Annotated in this window: 27 protein-coding genes and 1 pseudogene; 20 read left to right on the forward strand and 8 right to left on the reverse strand. The window is 55.1% G+C overall.

Features of this window, described 5'->3' with window-relative positions:
• Positions 1-72: 72 nt before the first annotated feature.
• Positions 73-504, reverse strand: a complete 432-nt coding sequence (locus C444_RS08410) for a hypothetical protein (protein WP_049909340.1) — start codon at positions 502-504, stop codon at positions 73-75.
• Positions 505-623: 119 nt separating this feature from the next.
• On the opposite strand from C444_RS08410, the gene C444_RS08420 reads away from it, so the two are divergent.
• Positions 624-1418 (forward strand): hypothetical protein, encoded by a 795-nt coding sequence (locus tag C444_RS08420; protein WP_152420793.1) that lies wholly within the window; start codon positions 624-626, stop codon positions 1416-1418.
• 41 nt (positions 1419-1459) lie between these two features.
• On the opposite strand, the pseudogene C444_RS08425 reads toward C444_RS08420, so the two are convergent.
• Positions 1460-1753, reverse strand: a pseudogene (locus C444_RS08425) (restriction endonuclease); the annotation flags it as partial.
• 668 nt (positions 1754-2421) lie between these two features.
• Here C444_RS08425 and C444_RS08430 point away from each other — a divergent pair.
• Entirely contained in the window at positions 2422-2838 is a 417-nt protein-coding gene (locus C444_RS08430) for a hypothetical protein (protein WP_004592284.1), read from the forward strand.
• Between the two features lies 1 nt (position 2839).
• Positions 2840-3151 (forward strand): hypothetical protein, encoded by a 312-nt coding sequence (locus tag C444_RS08435; protein WP_004592285.1) that lies wholly within the window; start codon positions 2840-2842, stop codon positions 3149-3151.
• A gap of 139 nt (positions 3152-3290) precedes the next feature.
• Here C444_RS08435 and C444_RS08440 read toward each other — a convergent pair whose 3' ends face one another.
• Positions 3291-3644 carry a hypothetical protein gene (locus tag C444_RS08440; protein ID WP_004592286.1) on the reverse strand — a complete coding sequence of 118 codons (354 nt, stop codon included), beginning with the start codon at positions 3642-3644 and terminating at the stop codon, positions 3291-3293.
• A gap of 257 nt (positions 3645-3901) precedes the next feature.
• On the opposite strand from C444_RS08440, the gene C444_RS08445 reads away from it, so the two are divergent.
• The 12 genes from C444_RS08445 to C444_RS08495 all read left to right on the forward strand — a co-directional run bounded on the left by C444_RS08445 (position 3902) and on the right by C444_RS08495 (position 11299).
• Positions 3902-4195 carry a hypothetical protein gene (locus C444_RS08445; protein WP_004592287.1) on the forward strand — a complete coding sequence of 98 codons (294 nt, stop codon included), beginning with the start codon at positions 3902-3904 and terminating at the stop codon, positions 4193-4195.
• Positions 4196-4294: 99 nt separating this feature from the next.
• Positions 4295-5335: a PDDEXK family nuclease gene (locus tag C444_RS08450; protein ID WP_004592288.1), complete on the forward strand. Its 1041-nt coding sequence runs from the start codon at positions 4295-4297 to the stop codon at positions 5333-5335.
• Positions 5336-5490: 155 nt separating this feature from the next.
• Positions 5491-5766 carry a hypothetical protein gene (locus C444_RS08455; protein WP_004592289.1) on the forward strand — a complete coding sequence of 92 codons (276 nt, stop codon included), beginning with the start codon at positions 5491-5493 and terminating at the stop codon, positions 5764-5766.
• Positions 5767-5860: 94 nt separating this feature from the next.
• On the forward strand, positions 5861-6274 hold the full coding sequence (locus C444_RS08460; protein ID WP_004592290.1) for a hypothetical protein: 414 nt from the start codon (positions 5861-5863) through the stop codon (positions 6272-6274).
• A 98-nt stretch (positions 6275-6372) separates the two neighbouring features.
• Positions 6373-7257 (forward strand): IS1595 family transposase, encoded by an 885-nt coding sequence (locus C444_RS08465; RefSeq protein ID WP_004592291.1) that lies wholly within the window; start codon positions 6373-6375, stop codon positions 7255-7257.
• A gap of 268 nt (positions 7258-7525) precedes the next feature.
• Complete coding sequence (locus C444_RS21780; protein ID WP_152420795.1) at positions 7526-8383, forward strand: hypothetical protein; 858 nt, start codon at positions 7526-7528, stop codon at positions 8381-8383.
• A gap of 974 nt (positions 8384-9357) precedes the next feature.
• Positions 9358-9537: a hypothetical protein gene (locus C444_RS22290; RefSeq protein ID WP_049909347.1), complete on the forward strand. Its 180-nt coding sequence runs from the start codon at positions 9358-9360 to the stop codon at positions 9535-9537.
• A gap of 71 nt (positions 9538-9608) precedes the next feature.
• The gene (locus tag C444_RS22295) at positions 9609-9746 is read left to right on the forward strand and encodes a hypothetical protein (RefSeq protein WP_167320809.1); all 138 of its coding nucleotides are present in this window, start codon (positions 9609-9611) and stop codon (positions 9744-9746) included.
• 93 nt (positions 9747-9839) lie between these two features.
• Positions 9840-10238 (forward strand): type II toxin-antitoxin system death-on-curing family toxin, encoded by a 399-nt coding sequence (locus C444_RS08490; protein WP_004592294.1) that lies wholly within the window; start codon positions 9840-9842, stop codon positions 10236-10238.
• Positions 10239-10272: 34 nt separating this feature from the next.
• On the forward strand, positions 10273-10443 hold the full coding sequence (locus tag C444_RS22300; RefSeq protein WP_004592295.1) for a hypothetical protein: 171 nt from the start codon (positions 10273-10275) through the stop codon (positions 10441-10443).
• A 361-nt stretch (positions 10444-10804) separates the two neighbouring features.
• Positions 10805-10942, forward strand: a complete 138-nt coding sequence (locus C444_RS22305) for a hypothetical protein (RefSeq protein WP_004592296.1) — start codon at positions 10805-10807, stop codon at positions 10940-10942.
• Positions 10943-11299, forward strand: a complete 357-nt coding sequence (locus tag C444_RS08495; RefSeq protein ID WP_004592297.1) for a hypothetical protein — start codon at positions 10943-10945, stop codon at positions 11297-11299.
• Positions 11300-11303: 4 nt separating this feature from the next.
• On the opposite strand, the gene C444_RS08500 is transcribed toward C444_RS08495, so the two are convergent.
• The gene (locus C444_RS08500; RefSeq protein WP_161607602.1) at positions 11304-12014 is read right to left on the reverse strand and encodes a hypothetical protein; all 711 of its coding nucleotides are present in this window, start codon (positions 12012-12014) and stop codon (positions 11304-11306) included.
• Positions 12014-12370 carry a hypothetical protein gene (locus C444_RS08505; protein WP_004592299.1) on the reverse strand — a complete coding sequence of 119 codons (357 nt, stop codon included), beginning with the start codon at positions 12368-12370 and terminating at the stop codon, positions 12014-12016. Before C444_RS08505 ends, C444_RS08500 begins: the two co-directional genes overlap by 1 nt.
• 50 nt (positions 12371-12420) lie before the next feature.
• Here C444_RS08505 and C444_RS22035 point away from each other — a divergent pair, with 50 nt between their 5' ends.
• A complete protein-coding gene (locus tag C444_RS22035; protein ID WP_158598778.1) occupies positions 12421-12564 on the forward strand; it encodes a hypothetical protein in 144 nt (47 codons plus the stop codon).
• Here the strand turns inward: C444_RS22035 and C444_RS08510 are convergent.
• Together C444_RS08510 and C444_RS08515 are read right to left on the reverse strand one after the other, a co-directional pair.
• Positions 12561-13046, reverse strand: coding sequence for a hypothetical protein (locus C444_RS08510; protein WP_004592300.1), 486 nt, complete (start codon positions 13044-13046; stop codon positions 12561-12563). The genes C444_RS22035 and C444_RS08510 overlap by 4 nt on opposite strands.
• Positions 13036-13704: a nucleotidyltransferase domain-containing protein gene (locus C444_RS08515; protein ID WP_199722367.1), complete on the reverse strand. Its 669-nt coding sequence runs from the start codon at positions 13702-13704 to the stop codon at positions 13036-13038. The genes C444_RS08510 and C444_RS08515 overlap by 11 nt, the downstream gene beginning before the upstream one ends.
• A 423-nt stretch (positions 13705-14127) precedes the next feature.
• Here C444_RS08515 and C444_RS08520 point away from each other — a divergent pair, with 423 nt between their 5' ends.
• The 4 genes from C444_RS08520 (at position 14128) to C444_RS22040 (ending at position 16831) form a co-directional block, all read left to right on the forward strand.
• Positions 14128-14382, forward strand: a complete 255-nt coding sequence (locus tag C444_RS08520; protein ID WP_004592302.1) for a hypothetical protein — start codon at positions 14128-14130, stop codon at positions 14380-14382.
• A gap of 538 nt (positions 14383-14920) precedes the next feature.
• A complete protein-coding gene (locus tag C444_RS08525; protein WP_004592303.1) occupies positions 14921-16069 on the forward strand; it encodes an SOSS complex subunit B family protein in 1149 nt (382 codons plus the stop codon).
• 201 nt (positions 16070-16270) lie between these two features.
• Positions 16271-16579 carry a hypothetical protein gene (locus C444_RS21785; protein WP_152420796.1) on the forward strand — a complete coding sequence of 103 codons (309 nt, stop codon included), beginning with the start codon at positions 16271-16273 and terminating at the stop codon, positions 16577-16579.
• Positions 16580-16678: 99 nt separating this feature from the next.
• The gene (locus C444_RS22040; RefSeq protein WP_023842963.1) at positions 16679-16831 is read left to right on the forward strand and encodes a hypothetical protein; all 153 of its coding nucleotides are present in this window, start codon (positions 16679-16681) and stop codon (positions 16829-16831) included.
• Positions 16832-16840: 9 nt separating this feature from the next.
• On the opposite strand, the gene C444_RS08530 is transcribed toward C444_RS22040, so the two are convergent.
• Positions 16841-17146: a hypothetical protein gene (locus tag C444_RS08530; RefSeq protein WP_004592304.1), complete on the reverse strand. Its 306-nt coding sequence runs from the start codon at positions 17144-17146 to the stop codon at positions 16841-16843.
• Positions 17147-17384: the final 238 nt, after the last annotated feature.

A 17384-nucleotide genomic window follows, 5' to 3' on the forward strand; every position in this document is an offset into this window, starting at 1 on the left:
TATTGGGAACATATCGGGCACCGCTGGCGCGGTGCCCTTGCCCTCTTCGACTTTCAGCCGCAGCTCTCGCTATCAACAATCTCCTTCGCAAGAGCGTTCTCCTATGTCAGAACTACTGTTACCTGATTCACCAACCATGATGCGATATAGAAAGGAGGCTCCCTCCCCTAAGCTCAAGATGGAATACAGTACTAAAAATATCAAGATAGAATCCAACAAAACGCTGATTAACTCTCTTTGCGCCTGAATAAGGTTCAAATTTGAATCCAAACTTAAAATATTCAACAAAAATGAATAGATAATACCAATGACGGCGCTGAAGAAAGGATACATGAAGACTTTCTTCATAATAGCCAGTAGCCCATTCTCCTCTGCTCTATCGACAACGCTATCATAGCCTTGAAAAATGACAATAAACGTCAGAACACCAGCGATAACTACACCAAAGACGCCGAGTGCAAAGTTTCCAGTCAAACCGTCAGCACTGATTGTTCCCGCAATCATCAGAGCCGCGATTACAAGAGTCAGCCCTAATGCCCAGAATAAATCGCGGTGTCGTCTCAGTATAGAAATGTTCGACATGATAGTTAAATTTATACTATAATCTAGTTACCACATATTCGATGCCACGATTCACATTTAGGTTTGGTGAATTTGAGAGTGATGAACGGCTTCCACCACTTGCTTCTTTGGATGAGGTAGCGGAGCGTGATGGTATTTTTGGCCCTACCGGTGATCAGCGCGGAGCGTATGATCATTTCATGGGGAATGATTTTCTTTATGTAGATTTTGTCAAAGAGGTTTCCGAAGAAGTTACACAAATTGAGGAAGGGAGTTTTAAAGCAACAGAAATACCACACGCCCGACGCATGCAGTTTCTGCTGTTTGAAAATGGAACGTATGCATTCGAGTCAAGACGGGGAGTGTATGATAGCGATGTGTTTGAATATCTGCTAGAGGATTACGATTTCCAATATTCACTAAGTCGATATGAATCGCTTGGACTAGATGCGATGAGGCGGTTTTATAAAGGGAGTGACCGCGTAAAGAAACTCAAAGCTGATGAGATCGGACAACATGAACCAAATCCTCATGTAACCGATGAAGAAATCCGAGAACTGACCGAAGACTTTGGTCAGCATTCCCGGAGTATTATTGCTAGCGTGGGCCGGACCAAAGAAAATCTCAGAAATGCCAAATTCATTAAAGATGGGGTGGCAAAATACTCGGGCCTATCGATGATAAAATCAGTAACCCCGGAAGGTGAAATACGAAAGTTGCGCGACAGCGGCAGATTCGATTTTGGGGTTGATGCCGATAAGGATGAAGACGAGCAAGCACAATCCGTCCGAGACACTGTTTCAAATGTGATCAGGAATGTATTCGATGGAGCGAGCGTCGATGATGACGACGATTAGACTTGGTCTTCATTTGTTCTAATTCTCATACACTGTTCTAGTTACTCCCCAACCGCTTCTTCCACAATCTCGATTTCCTGGTCGGTCAACCCATACAGCTCGTAGACGATCTTATCAATCAGCTCGTCAGTCCGCTCGATCTTCGCTTCCAATTCGTCGGCCCGCTCGACTGTCTCCATGTAACTCGCCAGTCCATCGCGAACGTCGTCGATGGTTGGCAACGTCAGCGTCTGAAGGCGATCTACCAGCGAGTTCCTCTTCGTAACTGTCTCACGGAAGCCAGTGAAGCCACTGGCCTCGTCGGGAGAGACCGGCACAAACGCCGCAATCGGGTCAGTCACCCCCTCTAAACTCATTTCGGGATGTGCGTTGGTTCAACCGTATGACTGATTAGTTGACCAACCGACAACTCGGCACTCAGCGGGGAGACAGCCTCGCCATACAGCAGCAGAATCAGTCCACAGCAGTTCCACGCCACTACACCGTCCAGCAGCCAACCCAATAGCTGCGTCAGTGCGTTGCGTGTGTCAAGACGCGGTAGCCATCATGCCGATACTGGAGTCTGACCAGCGCTGTTGTGCGCCCGCTCAGCGGATTTGGTGTTCCATTTACACTCCATTTATAAGTGGTATTCGGCCAGATTTCGGGGCCATATCACACTTCCTATACATACAAATCCGCCGCTATAGACCCTCTGAAGCCCCTTAACAGCGACTACCCCTCATTAACGCGCGAATAACGCGCGCGAATGGAAGGCCCCAACTACACCTTCCCACCCCCTTCGCCGAATCGCGCGCGACGCGCGATGCTTGGACTCGAAGGGGGGGTCGAAGGGGTCTGTCCCCTTCCTTCGCGCGCGTTTAAATCGCGCGCGAATTGGAGAAACCCAGTACCAATTCCCATATATAAGAATATGAACTATTATAGTCGATTTGTGGTAGCACACCTAATACCCCGGTTTGCGCGGTTTAACAGTGCTATCCCTCGTTGTCTCAAGTGCGTCATGTTCGCAACAACTACGAAACTCAGCGGCGGTAAGAAACACAGTCAGAATATCGGTCCAGTCCCGATCACCGACCACGCACATGAGCGCTGGGCCGAGCGTGCGGCCACCGCAGGGACGGATATCGAAACGGCGTGGCACCAGTCGATTCCTGTTGGCGCACCTGAGCGGGACGCAGACATGGCTCGGCTGTACGCACCGTGTGACGTGCTGTTCGTCGTCCGTGGCGGGGCTGTGACCACCGTGTGCCCGGCTAACTACGGGAGTCTCAACACCGACGGCCTCGGTGCGTGTACGGCGTGTGGCAACCTTGACTCGCTCCAGTACGGCGACACGGCCTGTCGGTGGTGCAACACCCAGCCACAGGAGATCACGCTGGATAGTGGACTGACGGTCACCGCGACGGAGGAGGAGTAACATGTCTGCTCAGTGGCCTGAAAAAGATCTGGCGGACGTGCACGGGGCGGACGAGTACATCGTCGTCAAAGCGTGGGTGAACCACATCGAAGATGTCGCGTCACATCGCCCACACCAGAAGGGCATCCTCGGTGACGAGTCCACCTGGGACGAGGATGCCCGCAAGTTCACCGTCTGGGACCCAGATCTGGACTTGGAGAAAGGCAACCTCTACCGGATTTTCGGCAAGGAGCGAACCTACGAGCCGCTCGGCGAGATTCAGATCCAGATTAGCGATGCCGACCACGTCGACCTGCTCTGCGAAGGCGAGTAGGTAGGATCAAGGCAGCATTTTTTGCGGCGAGATCTACACCGCTACCGATTGGTAGTCGCACGACCTGCGCCGTGGTCCAGTTCCAGCTAATACTCCGGGAGATGCTGTGAGTGACTGAGTACGGGGTGGAGTTGCGTATTCACAGTACGAACACGACTCCGGCCACGGCCCACGAACTGTAGAGTTGTGCCAGCCCATAGTATTCTTCCCGCAGCGATGAACCACTCTCGTAGCTATAGATTGCAAGTGCGGCCATCACCAGTCCAAGGTTTGCATAGACCTCAAGCATGGTGTGTGGTCGCACAGCCTCGTAGACATGAGCGTTCACGGCTACTGCGTTCGCAAAGATCGCCGGCCGGCTCACATACTGCTTCTCGACTAAGTATCCCAATACAATGAGCGACAGCGGGGTCAGGTGGCGCAAGACAATGTCCGGCAACCACGTAACCCATGTTTCGGTGAGCCACGACAGTTGTAGCAGAGCAGTACTCACACTAGAACACCTCGCTTGCCGGGTCCGAATCGGGGCGAGCAGCCGTGATCTTGGTATTGCTTTTGTTGATCGATCAGTAGCTTGAGACGCATTTCAAACTCTTGCATTATGGCTCAAAGTCAGATCTGGTTTCGACATAAGTCGACTAGACGTTTTAGCTGTAAACATCGGATAGAGACTTGTTTACAGGCGAAAATGCCGTTTTGAGCTTCAAAACGATGGACGGGTTAAAGTGCCAGCCAATATGATTGAAAGGTATGCCGCCGACGATTAGCGCTCGTGTGGACGAAGAGAAAGTTGAAGAACTGAAGAATCTGACCGACGCCGATGCTGATTCCGAAGCCATCAGAGCGGCTGTTGATTACGCCGTCCGAGAACGGCGGCAGCATTCGGCATATCTGGGGATATTCATGACACTGCTATTCCTCACGTTTGAGGCATACGGTGAGATATCGGTTCCTAGAGAGTCTGGACCAGTTCTCTTGTTGGCACTCGTGGGTGTGTACTTGCTACCCAAGTTGATGCGGTTCTACCACAACTGGACGAATTAACGAACTGTCTGGTTGCAGTAGACTCATTATCCGCATTTTTACTTCTTCTGTGCTTCTCGGAGGCCACATTATATGTCAGTAAGAATTGAACTACCCGGCATGAACATCGAGTCCGCAGTGAGCGAATTGACATCTGCAGAGAGTCAAATGCGGGATGATCCCCCAGACTCAATTGCAGACAAAGACGAGGCACTCGGTGAATACCAGTCACTGTTCCAGCCTGATGAAGTCGCTAATCTCCCGGAAGAGCGGTTGAAAGAATTCCTCCGGTACGAGAATAACAGGCACTGGACTGGTCTCCATCGACAAGAAGGCAAACTAACAGAGGATATGGACCAACTCAGGACGGCTCTCCAGACGCTTGTTGATACAGACAAAGATTTAGCCTCCCGAGTAACCGAAGTAAAAGATACCATTCACGGGATGGGGAAAGCGACGCTCTCAGCCATTCTCCTGACTGCGTATCCGGAAGATTATGGCGTCTGGAATAACCGCTCAGAAGAAGCGCTCAAACAGCTTGATGTCTGGCCCGAATTCGAAACTGGAGCCGAGTTCGGCGAGCGATATACGGAGGTAAACGCCGTTCTGCGTGACCTCAGTGATGAACTCGAAATCGACCACTGGGACCTTGATGCACTCCTTGGCTACGTCGTTGAGAATGATCTGGTACTCGAGGAACCCATCATCGAAGACGCGCCACAAAAGAGTGAGTTTGTCAAAGAAAAACACCTGCAACAGTATCTCGTCAACAACTGGGACCACATCCAACTCTCACAGGACTGGCAGATCTATAGCGATTCAGACGACCCAGAGGCAGGCGTAGAATTTTCGACTGGGGTCGGACGCCCAGATATCCTCTTGACTCACAAAACCGACTCCAGAGTGTGTGTTGTCGAGTTGAAAAAGTCCAATAGCAGCGACAGAGCAGTTGGCCAACTGCTTAGATACGTCGGTTGGGTTGATGAGCACCTTGACGACTTAGAAAACGTCGCCGAAGACGCTGATGTCGAAGGCCGGCTCATCGTCAGCGGAGCCACAGAGAAATTGGAATACGCGTTGTCAGCAGTTCAGGGCCTCACTCTTCACCAGTACGACGTCAATGTGGAGCTCAAGACTCCGGATTCAGTTTCTGACCGATGATCACACCTGATCGCTGGCCCGTAGGTTATCGTCACTGAGAGCACTCAAGACGACTTCGCAGACCGACTCATGGAGACAGCCACTGATGCGACGATTCACCGCGCCCAGGTCGACCTCGAGTCGTTTGCAGCGGCACACCCCACGCCGACCCATGGATGGGTTGGTTCCGAGCGAGCGACGGCCCGATCGATAGCGGCGCAGCCTATGGCGACATCGACAGCGAGCCCGATCTGGCGGAGTTCATCCACAGCAACGAGAACAGTCAGCTGGGCCTGACGAATCTAAAGTACGACGGGCGGCTCCTGAAGCTCGTTCTGTCGGAGAGTGGTTGGCTCGCTATCTACGATCCCAAAGATATGGACACGATCGAGTTCACGCGGTTCATCCACGACGAGGTGCTGCCGCACACATCGCCGAAGCTGATGAGCTGAATAAAAGCTGGGCTCTGCTATACTCCCCGACGTCGATGCAAACGGTAGCTGCACCCCCAAGGTATTTTCTACAGGACTCTCGATACAGCACCTGATGTTCTGGATGTGCACGCGGTGTGAGACGGTTCATACACAGAATCCCGATGAATGCCGTGAGTGCACTGCAACCACCTTCGAACCTGTCGCTGAATCCGATCTCCAGTCCACTTCATCGACAGGCCCGGATGCACTGGACGATACAGACACCCAAACCTACGGAACAACGCCTGATCCCGAGTTTGAGTCCAGTCCTGACGTGGCCGTCGATGGCTCAGTCGAGGCCAGCCAGCACGATACACTGCCGGCCCACAAGGAGGCGAGTGGATCTGGACTTACCGCAACGGCACGGCGTGTCTATCATACACTTCGGGCGACATTCCTTGCACCGGTGGCCCTGTTCCGTCAGTACCTGCTTCCGATTCTCGCTTTCGCGACCGTCGTAGTCGTTGTGCTCTGGCTATTGAGTTAATCACTGTACGCTCTTGCGTAGGAGATTGTTGATACTGCTGAGCGGTCGCTGTGGATTCGAAGAGGACAAGGGCACCGCGTCAGCGGTGCCCGACACGAATGATCCCGCTAGATGTGTTTGGGTCGGAATCGGTCGCAGCGGACCTGCTGGAACAGGTTCGCTGGCGTGACGGTGTTACCTGTCCTCGCTGCCGTTCTGACCGAACGGTCAGAAACGGCAGCTACAGAGAGTTTCAGCGGTATCTCTGTAAGAATTGCGACCGCACGTTCAACGACAAGACTGGCACAATCTTCGCTCACTCGAAGATCGCGCTCCGTCGGTGGCTGTTCTCGATCTACGCATTTCTCCGGTTTAACACCAGTCTCCGCCAACTACAGTGCGAAATCGAGGTGACACACAAAACGATACATCGGCGCATCGAGCGCTTTGCCAGAGCGCTCGATGCGCCTTCGCTTGATCTCGTCGGCCCAGTCGAAATCGATGAAGTGTACGTCTCTGCCGGGAAGAAAGGCCGCGAGCGCGACCAGCCGTCGCGCTCGCGTGGCCTGTCCACACGCGGGCGAGGTTCGTATAGCGGGGACAAGCCACCGATTTTCATCATCGCCGACCGCGGCACCGGTCAGCGGTACGTGATCCCAGCGAAAGCCGCAGACGAATCGACGATTCGACTCCTGCTGGCCGACCGCCAGCAGGAGTCGATCACCGTCTATACCGACGGCTTTCGAGCGTACGAACCGCTCGAAGCGGACGACGCATTCGACCGCGAATACGTCGTCCACGGTGACGGCGAATACGCCGACGACGAGGTGCACGTCAACACCTGCGAGAGCCACGCGTCGCAGGTGCGACGGTGGCTCTCGCCCCACCGAGGAATCTCCAAAGACAAGTTGACACAGTATCTCAGAGCGTTCCAACTACGTCGGGAGCTGTTTCGGAAACCCGGTCGAGACGCTCTCAAACACGCTGTTCGAGCGACGCTGTGAAATCAACAATGTGCTACGGATGAGCGTAGTCGAATGCTGAGATATATTACTAGCAGAGGCGACGGACACCAGTCAGCCCTATCAGGAGGCATGCATGCACCTTGCTTCACCAAACAACAGCATCCGCCTACACTGTTCTTGGAATAGTTTGATAATAACTTGCGAGGTCAAGGACACCTGTTGCGAGACCACTTGTATTATATATTAAACAGAGATAGAACTAACAGAGTATATCGCTATGCCCCCGGGACTACGGTCTGTCACTATTATGGACTCAGAGGGGGAGTCAGTTAATGCAGATAATGTGATAGGTATTGATGAGTCTGGGGATAGTGGGTCAGGATACTACGTTACAGTTGCAACGCGTTGTAGCAGGGAAGCAGATATCGACTTAGTTAGAAACCTCATCGAAAACGAATTACAGCCATTCAAGCACAAATCCTCCTCCATCATCAGATACAGCTCGTTAACACCTGAGGGGCGAGCAGAGCGAGCATCAGCACTTCTAGAGGATCTACGCGATACAGAAATAACATGGGCAGCGATCGTGTCTCAATCGAATCCCTCTAAAGAAGAACAAGCCGCTGCGGCGGCAATGGCCATTAAAAAGAGTATCACGCACGGGCTTTCCACGGGGGCTGTTTCCCACGGTTGCGGCGAGACTGTTGCTGTACACGATGGCGTCAGAGACACATATAGTGACTATTCTAAAGATCTTCGAAAGCAACTGTCGGGGTGCTGTGATAGCAGTTTCCAGAGAAGTATCTGCCCTGTGTATCTAACATATCTTCAGGAAGCAGATCTCACATATCCACAATCAACTGCAGCTGACTATATCGCAGGATACATTCGAGAGAAGTATGCTGACAATGAAGCCGTAGCTCACGACTGGATATACGAGTTTGACCAATCTTGGATTGACCCGGGCCCCCAAGCAGATCCGGTCTACCGCCTCGAGGAATTCAGTCCTGTTCGGGAAGCGGAGGTACGTTCGCGTGTAATCGCGTGGTTGACTGGGCGAGGTATACCACGGGAGCCCCAACCAACAGGCCGCGACCCATATCAGAATTTAATCGACGAAATCGAGAACGAAATCGTCTACGAGTATCTAATGAGCTTAGAGTAGGAAACCGGACGTCGATAGGCCGTGAGCCACTACCTCACTGCCCTAACCGGGCACGGTGGCGCCTTACGCTAACCACCATGCCCGCGTCCTCATATTCAAATTGGCCAGAAGTATGTATAAAGCTTTATCCATGAGTGCCGGGATAGATGGAACCGGCTATCCTGGGATTGCCGGTCCCGCTCATCCCGGGAAGACTGGAACAGGGGATTCCGGGATACTTGGTTATGAGAACAACATCTCATACCAGGGATGAGAATCTTCCTAACAATCAGAAGTAGGCTACAAAAATATGAGCTTAGAAATTAACGACAGAGATCTCGAACTTCGAATCAAAGGCCACCTGTACGAGATACGCGAAACAAATGGAGAAGTCATAGGAGGGGAACAGGGATATCCAATGGCAGAGCGTGGCTATCAATCCACTCTCCAAAGTGTCGCGAGTTGTGCTAACGAAGAGGTATTGGATGCCGTTGCCGAGCACATAAAGGATAGAATGAGAAACACCGGAGAGCGGCCAGAGAATCGGAAAGTTCGTCGAACTGCTCGCAGATTAGTTTCTGAAGCGGGGTATCCTCCAAATCAGTATTTGAATAGAGCTTGATGACCACTGTTGGCAGAAAATGTCCAAGTAGCGTATAACACAGTCTAAGCAGATGTCAATGTATCAGTAGCACTCAAAGGGGTTATCGACAACGTAGTTGACATCAATAACGACTTGTTATATTAGTCGCAACATATACCCCCGATTTTCATATGAAATACGGTGTGTGACACTAGCTGATACCCACTTTACTAGCGGATACCTGACTAATCGTAACTACGTACCTGAAAGAGCGCGTTGAGGCACAGCAGTCTCCAGCAGCCGGCGTCGTGGGCAACGTCAAGCGAGCACGCCACATCGCTCGCGAGTACCATGGCTGGGATCTACCAGACGAAAGCGAGCTCCGTCACCAAGCGATGGCGGGCGATGCGTGATGTCCAGTGACTCGTCCCAGTATATGACCTACAGAACCGACGAGTGCGACGCGCCGATCTTCGACGCCGAGCGCATCGCATCTGTCGACGGAGAGTACGGGCCCTGCATGGCTCTCGGGCGTCACGCCGGCGTCTGTTCCAGTGGTCATCTCTCTGTCTGGGACGTCGCTGAGGCCTGAGTTCTGTCGGTCGCGTACTCGTACTGGAAGCAATTTTGTGTCCCCCCGATAGGGTGAGGAGTTTCCCGAACATGAGCACCGAACAGCAGTCCGTCGACGAGCACCCTTCAGGCACCGAAGCCGACGACCGACCAGATATTCGTGCCCAACACCGGCAGGCACAGACGAGTGGCGAGGTGTTTCAGGGGCGTCCACGGGGTGAGAGGTAGATGTGCTGCCCCGACTGCCAGTAGGCCCCACAAGAGAGACTCAACCTCGACAGTTGAGAAACGGTTAACGAGGAGCATGCAAAAGTCGGGCTTGTGACTGACGATCTCGCGTATCCCTCTGTCGAACTCATCCTTGAGCTCCACGACCAGGTCGTGACAGAAGGCGACATCACGGAACCGGGGGTCCGGTCAGAGGACGCGATTGCATCCGCACTACAGTACGTTTCGGAGGGGTTCTTCGGGGAAGTGCCTGAGACGATCCATCAAAAGGCGGTCCATCTGATGCGACTACTCGTTTCGGAGCATCCGTTCGTCGACGGAAACAAGCGAACGGCACTCCGAACAGTGGTCGTTTTCTATATGCTGAACGGATACACGTTTGAGTACGGTGATGAAATCCGAGCGCTCTTACACCGGTTTGCGACCGGCGAAACCACAGTCGACGTAGACACTGCAGTCATCTACTTCCGGGCATGTGCTCGCCGCAACTGATAAACCGATACACTGGATAATGATAGATAGAGAAATGGCGTCTAGCACCGATTCCTCGACGGCGATTGACGAGGAAGTCCGCCAGTTGTACGAGCGATATCAGGCGGCCGAAAGCGACGCCGAACGCCGCGAGATTGCGCTTGAAATGGGGAAGCTCGATGGACGTCGCCACGCAGATATCTACGCAGCGCTCGAAAACGAGTGAGAAGCCCCACGTTCTGCGTTTTCGTGTCCAGCGTCGTTCGCGACTAGTGGCTGCTCGGTCGCCTTTTGTGAACGTCTTTGCCCTCTCGTAGAAGGATCAACCCATCTTGAACTCTCCACGCCGCTAGCGGTTGCTTCCAATACGACAGCACAGCACAATCGTCGCGCACATCTGAGTTTCGTGGTCTATGCTCGTGTTGCGTCGGCGACGTGGTCGTGTTTGTCGAGGCTGCCGACAACTTGGGTTTCCGTGGCATACACGACGCTGCTCCTGCGTGGGTCGAACCGCTGTAGTGATGCCGGTCTAACGGCGGTACTGGAAGCAATTTTGTTCCCCCCGGTGGGTGAGGGGGTTCTCGAATATGAGCACCGAACAGCAGTCCGTCGACGAACAGTCTCCAGACACCGAAGCCGGCGACCGACCGGACATTCATACCCAGCACCGGCAGGCACAGGCCAGTGGCGAAGTGTTTCAGGGGCGTCCACAGGGTGAGAGATAGATGTGTTGTCCCGACTGCCGGCGGCCACGGTCAGCGTCGGCGTGTGTCGACAAGCGTTACTACGTCAACGGGCAAGCCCATGACCCGATCCCGTGGGGCGAGGGGAGCCAGTATCTCACGTACAAGCTGCAAGTCCTCCAGACAAACGAACGGACCGTTACCGTCGACCTCGAACGGTGGCGCGACCAGTCGTGTCCTGCCTGTGGCGTCGAGCAAGGCGAGCTCCACCACCAGATGTGTGACTACGAGGAGTGCCCCGCGTGTGGCGAGCAGCTGCTACTGTGTTCGTGTCTTGTCGAGATCAACGCGACGTCCAGTATCACAGGCCGCTTCAAAAGGTTGCTTGGCCTCTTCTGACAACTTAGCGTCTGTGGGTGCGGTTTGAGTTGCGGACTGAACTGACGAAAAGAAACGCTGCTATCCAGAATCCGAGCGTATACACAATATGTGATAAGACAAAGGTAGTCAACTCAACCTCAAACTGCAAATTGAAGATTTCTGCTCCAGTAATTAGGAAAATCCCACCAAACATTATTTGCGGAGGGAATCCACGCTGCATAAACCAGAACCGTGTGGATAGCCCCAAGACACTGATGATAACCGTGGCGATCGTCCAGTACAGTCGGACAGTATCCTGTATTCCCAGGTCTAGATTGCCCCAGATTATGAAGTAAATGATGGTCCACAGTGCGATCAGTAACAGAAACAGTATCAACAGGTGAGCAATGATCTTTCGTCTGAATCCACCACTTGATGGGAGCGAGCCATTCGAAACGAAGTCATAGACTTTTCGATAGAAATTGACCGCGACTGCCCCCTGCATAAACAAACCGAGTAGGATGATCCCAACAACGACGGTGTCGAATGAGGCTGTCTTTCGTGCGCCCCAGATCGTGAAACCCGTTCCGATACCGAGTATGAGCGTCCCAAAAACACCCTTCGGAGCCTCGACAGCGAAGTCGCTCTTCGGATCAACGAACGGCAGGCCCCATGTGATAAGTACAGATCCAGTAGTTACCAGAACTATTGCCAACCACGGCGGAAAGTAATCCAAAATCCACGAAACGACCATCATGCAACCTCCCGAAAGCGGTCCTGTAACGATTGAACGAGGATGTACGTGACCAAAAGCATCAAGATTAGTGGGAGTCCGGCGACGCTATCTGCAAATGAATACCCGAAGATAATCTCGCGTGTTATATCCATAGAATTTATTTGCCAGATGAGAACTGGCGGATAGACGACAGTCATCACGACCCAGAGTCCAGCAAAATTGGCCAGATCATCGGCGGCTATCAGATACGCACCCGTTGCTGCGAGATACGTTCCCAGCAACACAAGTGGTGGATAGATCTCAAATATCGATTCAAGCGGCCCGATATTTCCACCGAGGATCAGAAGCCCAGTCAGTAGCTCTCTTGTTGGCATTCGTTGTATGCGTATCTGCACTAATCAATAAGCGTTAATTGCTGGTTGAGATGACGCGCACGTCAGAGTCGCGCGCAGTTGGCGACGAGAGGGACACGACTGCACTCGCGCTGGCAGTCGGTTCCTTGCAGCGTGGGACTGACGGCCGGGCAGAGACGGGTGGCCGGCTGGTGTATCGTTTGGCCGTCGATTAACAGAGACACTCGTGGCGCACTTGGCTCGCGTTGATCAAATCTTGATGAACATCGGTGGCAAGTTCGTGCATCGCCTTTGCTTGCGATTCAGTGGCAATTCCGAGCCGGTAGTAGGTTTTTGTTCGGTTCTGGTTCCATAGTTCAGCTAATCGTTCCCCAAACGCGTCATCATAGAGTCCGATCTCTGCACCTCGCTGGTACAGTCGCCGATGACTACTGATGACTTCAGAAGCGTCCATTGCGCCGTCGTGGATGAGTCGGAACTGGATCGTCCGCTCTATCGCAACGAACGACGACTCGATGACAACTGTGTAGTAGCCACCATCAAGCAGGCGGGACGCAGCTGCCAGAAGCCGACATGCTCGGCGAAGTTGGACCAATTCGGCTTCGTCGACATCGAGCCCGTCCTCAACATTCTGTGGTGTCTGCTCGAAACTACGCTCAGCGGCTGCCAGTGCGTTAAGCACTGATTCATTCTCCATTCGCGTACACCTCCGCCCGGATATTGGATAACTGATCTGTCCCGACTAATATCAGTCCCTCATCGAACTGCTGTTGGAGCCGGTCACCAATCCGTTTCGCGCTTTCGGTCGATTCGACCAACGTTTCGAAGGTGTAGCGGTTCCCCTCAAATTTCGTCTCTTGGAGAGTGCTTACGATTGACTGAACAGTTCGGCGAGCCTGTGTCCTATCGTCTTCGACGAAGACAAGAAGATCGATATCACTTGCGCGGTCGGCTGTCCCCCGTGCCACGCTACCGAAAAGCAGGACGCCGACGAGATGGTCAATCTCTTCCTGAACAGTATCGACGAAGGCCCGGACAGGCTTGTGAAATTCCGACTGGGGGATCGACAGGACTGGATCAGATTTTGTGAGTCGGTCACGATGGATACGCACGTATTGCTTCCGGCCTTCTTTACGGGTCTGAACTGTGCCGAGTTCTTTGAGCAGTTTGACTGCCTTTGAGACCGTTGCCTGATTCCCGTCAATCATTTCCGCGAGTTGGCCGATGGTGAACTCTTCATATGGCTCCTCAATCAAGCGAGCGAGCACATCCTGCATCGCCTGATATCGAAAGACCCGGTCCTGAGGGAACGGATACTCCAGAGCAATTGTGGTCGTTCCTTTCGTAGTAGGCATACTATTCCTATTAGGAATGTATTGGTATAAAAGCCAGCTTCAGCCTGGGCAACCAATTTGGAAACTATCGATGCCCATGTCGGGGGTGAGCGATTGAAGGCGAGAGGGACATGACTGGCACTGACGCTGGCAGTCGGCCCCTCGCAGCGTGGGGCAGACGGATACCTGGTGGATAGCAACGTGGGGCTGGCAGGCGGGCTGAGAGCGCGAGAGACGAGCGTGTATCGGCGTGGGACTGACGGCCGAGCAGATACAGGTGGTTGGCTGGTGTGTCGTCTGACCGCCGGGCAGCCGCCGCTGGGCGGCACGCTCGCTCTTGGCGGAGCCGGTACGTGAGCTGTGGGCCGGCGGAGAGGGTTCGGAGGGATAGCGTCTCGTGTGTGGCGGGCAGGAGGTTCTGGTATTACTGGGACTGGAGGCGAGTTGGGTGGCACTTGTGACGGTGTCGAGGGAGCCGACGGTTCGGCTGGCAGTACCCGTGAGACTGCTGGTGACGGGACTACTGACACTGACGTCGGCGGCACTACTGACTGCGACGGGACTGCTGGCTTCGACGGCGCTACTCCAAACGGTATCGCGACGACGGACTCGGTGTCGGACCAGCACACCTTGAAAGCCCCACGCCGCTGGCGGTCGCTCACCGACATATCCTCACTCCGTTCGGATAGGGGCCGCTGACGCGACCACGGCAAGCGCCAGCGGCGTGCCCCTTTCAGTCCCACCCGACTGCTACGGCACAACACAGCAGTAATCGAACGCACGCGTCGGAGTCGCGCGCGATCCAGGTGAGGAACCCTCGCGGCCGGCGCTCCCTCGCCGGAACGAGGACGGGCACTGCGTGCCCTGTGTTCCGGGCTGCTCACTTCGTTGCGCTGCCGGGCTTTCACCCATCCGGCACTCGCTTGGCCGCGCGGGATGCTGGCTCACCGCCACCGCACACGATGGGACCGCCCACCGGGGTGTCAACCACCTACGTCCTTTATATACCATTTTCCCTCGAAACGCGAAACACAAGACGCCGCTTAGAAACCACTCAGACACCCGAATATTGCACTTGAAACAATCCAAATGGTCCGTTATCTTTAAGTAGTCGGCACCCATGCCTTTAGGTACGGAAAGACACGACGCACGCGGCGCTGGCAGGGCAGTTTCACGCCGCAGAAATCGGGTGTAGCAGCACCCGACAAGTGTCTTTCCGTATGGGAACTGAAAGACAATGTACGCTACCAATTCCAGCGGTAAGAAAGCATCGGCAAGCAACCAGACGGTTTCTCTTTCGGCCCACGTCGAGGGTGGCCCCGAACAGCTTCTAGAGGCGGTTGCAGAGACGGAGAACGGCGACGAACTCGATTTCAGGATGAATCGGGGTAGCGATAGCCGTGGCAACTTCTACGCCCGACAGGAGGAAGCATACGACTGGACCCGCTCGACCGAGGTTGGTCCGGACCGGCGGTTTGGCGAAACGCTGGAACAGCAGGAAGAACGCCACGGGCGCGAAGCCGAGCAAGCCCGACACTCCGAGGTCGCACGCGCCCACGTCGACGGTGCCGACCGCGAAGCCTCGGCTCGCCAGCTCACCGACGCGGAAACCGGACGGGCTGACGGGTTCCGTTCCCCGGCTGACCCCCGGCAGTGGATGGACCGCGACACGCTGGCGCGAGTCAACCAGCAGGCCGCGACGCTGGCAGACAAAACCAGCCTGTCACGAGCGGCAGCAGGCCGCCGACTCGCGGCCCTTGTGTCCGGGCAGATGGGCGACTGTAACAGCCTGTATGAGGCTTCCTTTACCGTCTTAGACGAGGCCCAGAGCGAACTGGCAACTCCCACGCCTATCGCGGATGTCTCGCCCTACGGCTACGAGTGTACGGTTGAAGGCGAAGTAACGCACATCATCGCGGAGCCAGACGCGCGGAACCAGTACCAAGTCCTCTATATCGAGGACGACGAGGGCACGAGCGCGAAGGTCACGGTCTGGGGCAAATCCATGCACGGCGGCGAGATGGTGCGCACGCTTCACGAGGGCGACCGGGTGCGAATCTCCGGGGGCAAGCCAGACGACTACAACGGTATCAAGACGGTGGCGGTCACGAGCGACACGCTCATGTGCATCATCGAGCGTGGCGACGGTCCCGCGCCTACCGGACACGGGGGCGGCTCGTTCGGTTCGTCCGGCGATAGTCGAACGGCGGCGTCATGGGAAGCAGAGTCAGACACCCATCAGTGGGCCAACGAGCGGGATTCTGACCGCGCGGTCGCCGTGACGCTCGGGAAGGCCCGCTGTCCCGAGTCCGGGTGTTCGGACCTGTTCGACACTGAGCATGGAGCCGCCACCCATCAGGGTCTCGTCCACTCCGAAGCAGACTAACGCCCGGTAGCGAGGGCGTTCCCCATCGAGCGGGGGCTTCCTCAGGCGGTGCGACGGTGCTCGCGCACGCGGCCTCGCCGCCGCCTCCGGCACAGCGGGCGGCGGCGAGACAACCGCGCGCACGGACTGGCACGCCACCGCACCAGCGCGTCGACGTGGGTCAGTCTGGTGGGGGCTGTGAGAGAGCCGATGTCTTGGTGTGTGCGTGAGCGTGGGCCAGCCGGCCCGGGAGAAACCGGGCTGAGTGGCTGGTGGGTCGCGACAGCGCGCGACGCCACCGACAGACTCCCGCTGGTCGTCTGTCGAGCCCTCGTTCGCTGTCGCTCACGAGGACGACGGAACGCTCCGCTCGGCGCTATCGCGCGCCTCGCGGCGGTCCATCGTGCCTGCGGTAGCGGGCGCGATCCCGGCCTGCCGCCGGAAGGTGAACGGGAACCACTCTTCCCGATGGGCGGGAGCGCCTTCGTCTTAACCAACACAGTCGGCGCAGTCTGGGGAGCTGTTGGTTAGTTGCTTTCTGGGCCCGATGTCTCGGGCGGAAACACCTCGATTTTGTGTGGCCGCAGGCGGGTGGCGGCCAGACAGGGCCGCCGGGAGGTGATTTCTCAAATGGGAGACGTCCAGTGTCCACGCTGTGAGGAAGTCTTCAATACCCGGTACAACCCCGTGCGGTTTCGCGCCGGGTCCTTCTACGACCCAGAGCGCGATGAAGAGTACGAGCAGGTCTGTGAGGACTGCCATCGAGAACTGACAGACAAGTAAATCAGTCGTCTACTCCCCAATTTTTTCTCGTACTGGATCGGGTATCGTTCCGAGTTCCATCTTCAGGAGGCGTTCTGCTTCATCAGTGTGGGTATCCTCTTCGATCAGGAAGGCTTCGACGGTCTCCCGATCACTGTGATACTGGATTGCTGTCTCGTATCCATACCGGGTGTTTACGCCTGGTGCTGAGCCGTGCTTGACACGCACCAGAAACTCGCGATCCTCCCATGTTTTGATTTTCACTGACCGCGGTGCATCGAGTTCTTGCCGGGCGATGTCGATCACTTCGTCGACGACCGGCCCGATCGTTTCCATGCTCGGAATCTGACGCTGGTTGGATGGCTGTTGCTCTGGAGAAAAGTGTGGCTGTGACATGAGAACGGTACGATTCAGACTTGTCCGTCATCGCTCAAAAAGCTCCGGGTTGGGCTGGCTCCCCCAGCTGGCACCTGGGGAAAGAACAGTCTCACCAAGTGCCGGATGTATCGCAGGCGTGGGTCTGCCGGCCGGGGCGCAACTGGGCTGGATGGCTAGTGGACCGTCCCAGCGCGCG

It is taken from the genome of Haloarcula japonica DSM 6131, assembly GCF_000336635.1.
Classification (GTDB): Archaea; Halobacteriota; Halobacteria; order Halobacteriales; family Haloarculaceae; genus Haloarcula; species Haloarcula japonica.

What these genes read in the sequence shown, in the direction of transcription:
- C444_RS08515 (WP_199722367.1), bottom strand. Translation starts at nt 13,704, where the DNA reads ATGCCTACTACGAAAGGAACGACCACAATTGCTCTGGAGTATCCGTTC.
- C444_RS08450 (WP_004592288.1), top strand. Translation starts at nt 4,295, where the DNA reads ATGAACATCGAGTCCGCAGTGAGCGAATTGACATCTGCAGAGAGTCAA.
- C444_RS08530 (WP_004592304.1), bottom strand. Translation starts at nt 17,146, where the DNA reads ATGGAAACGATCGGGCCGGTCGTCGACGAAGTGATCGACATCGCCCGG.
- C444_RS22295 (WP_167320809.1), top strand. Translation starts at nt 9,609, where the DNA reads ATGAGCACCGAACAGCAGTCCGTCGACGAGCACCCTTCAGGCACCGAA.
- C444_RS08505 (WP_004592299.1), bottom strand. Translation starts at nt 12,370, where the DNA reads ATGCCAACAAGAGAGCTACTGACTGGGCTTCTGATCCTCGGTGGAAAT.
- C444_RS08455 (WP_004592289.1), top strand. Translation starts at nt 5,491, where the DNA reads ATGGGTTGGTTCCGAGCGAGCGACGGCCCGATCGATAGCGGCGCAGCC.
- C444_RS22305 (WP_004592296.1), top strand. Translation starts at nt 10,805, where the DNA reads ATGAGCACCGAACAGCAGTCCGTCGACGAACAGTCTCCAGACACCGAA.
- C444_RS08435 (WP_004592285.1), top strand. Translation starts at nt 2,840, where the DNA reads ATGTCTGCTCAGTGGCCTGAAAAAGATCTGGCGGACGTGCACGGGGCG.
- C444_RS08430 (WP_004592284.1), top strand. Translation starts at nt 2,422, where the DNA reads ATGTTCGCAACAACTACGAAACTCAGCGGCGGTAAGAAACACAGTCAG.
- C444_RS22040 (WP_023842963.1), top strand. Translation starts at nt 16,679, where the DNA reads ATGGGAGACGTCCAGTGTCCACGCTGTGAGGAAGTCTTCAATACCCGG.
- C444_RS08525 (WP_004592303.1), top strand. Translation starts at nt 14,921, where the DNA reads ATGTACGCTACCAATTCCAGCGGTAAGAAAGCATCGGCAAGCAACCAG.
- C444_RS21780 (WP_152420795.1), top strand. Translation starts at nt 7,526, where the DNA reads ATGGACTCAGAGGGGGAGTCAGTTAATGCAGATAATGTGATAGGTATT.
- C444_RS22300 (WP_004592295.1), top strand. Translation starts at nt 10,273, where the DNA reads ATGGCGTCTAGCACCGATTCCTCGACGGCGATTGACGAGGAAGTCCGC.
- C444_RS08495 (WP_004592297.1), top strand. Translation starts at nt 10,943, where the DNA reads ATGTGTTGTCCCGACTGCCGGCGGCCACGGTCAGCGTCGGCGTGTGTC.
- C444_RS08460 (WP_004592290.1), top strand. Translation starts at nt 5,861, where the DNA reads ATGTTCTGGATGTGCACGCGGTGTGAGACGGTTCATACACAGAATCCC.
- C444_RS08500 (WP_161607602.1), bottom strand. Translation starts at nt 12,014, where the DNA reads ATGGTCGTTTCGTGGATTTTGGATTACTTTCCGCCGTGGTTGGCAATA.
- C444_RS08465 (WP_004592291.1), top strand. Translation starts at nt 6,373, where the DNA reads ATGATCCCGCTAGATGTGTTTGGGTCGGAATCGGTCGCAGCGGACCTG.
- C444_RS08445 (WP_004592287.1), top strand. Translation starts at nt 3,902, where the DNA reads ATGCCGCCGACGATTAGCGCTCGTGTGGACGAAGAGAAAGTTGAAGAA.
- C444_RS08510 (WP_004592300.1), bottom strand. Translation starts at nt 13,046, where the DNA reads ATGGAGAATGAATCAGTGCTTAACGCACTGGCAGCCGCTGAGCGTAGT.
- C444_RS08420 (WP_152420793.1), top strand. Translation starts at nt 624, where the DNA reads ATGCCACGATTCACATTTAGGTTTGGTGAATTTGAGAGTGATGAACGG.
- C444_RS22035 (WP_158598778.1), top strand. Translation starts at nt 12,421, where the DNA reads ATGACGCGCACGTCAGAGTCGCGCGCAGTTGGCGACGAGAGGGACACG.
- C444_RS22290 (WP_049909347.1), top strand. Translation starts at nt 9,358, where the DNA reads ATGTCCAGTGACTCGTCCCAGTATATGACCTACAGAACCGACGAGTGC.
- C444_RS08410 (WP_049909340.1), bottom strand. Translation starts at nt 504, where the DNA reads ATGATTGCGGGAACAATCAGTGCTGACGGTTTGACTGGAAACTTTGCA.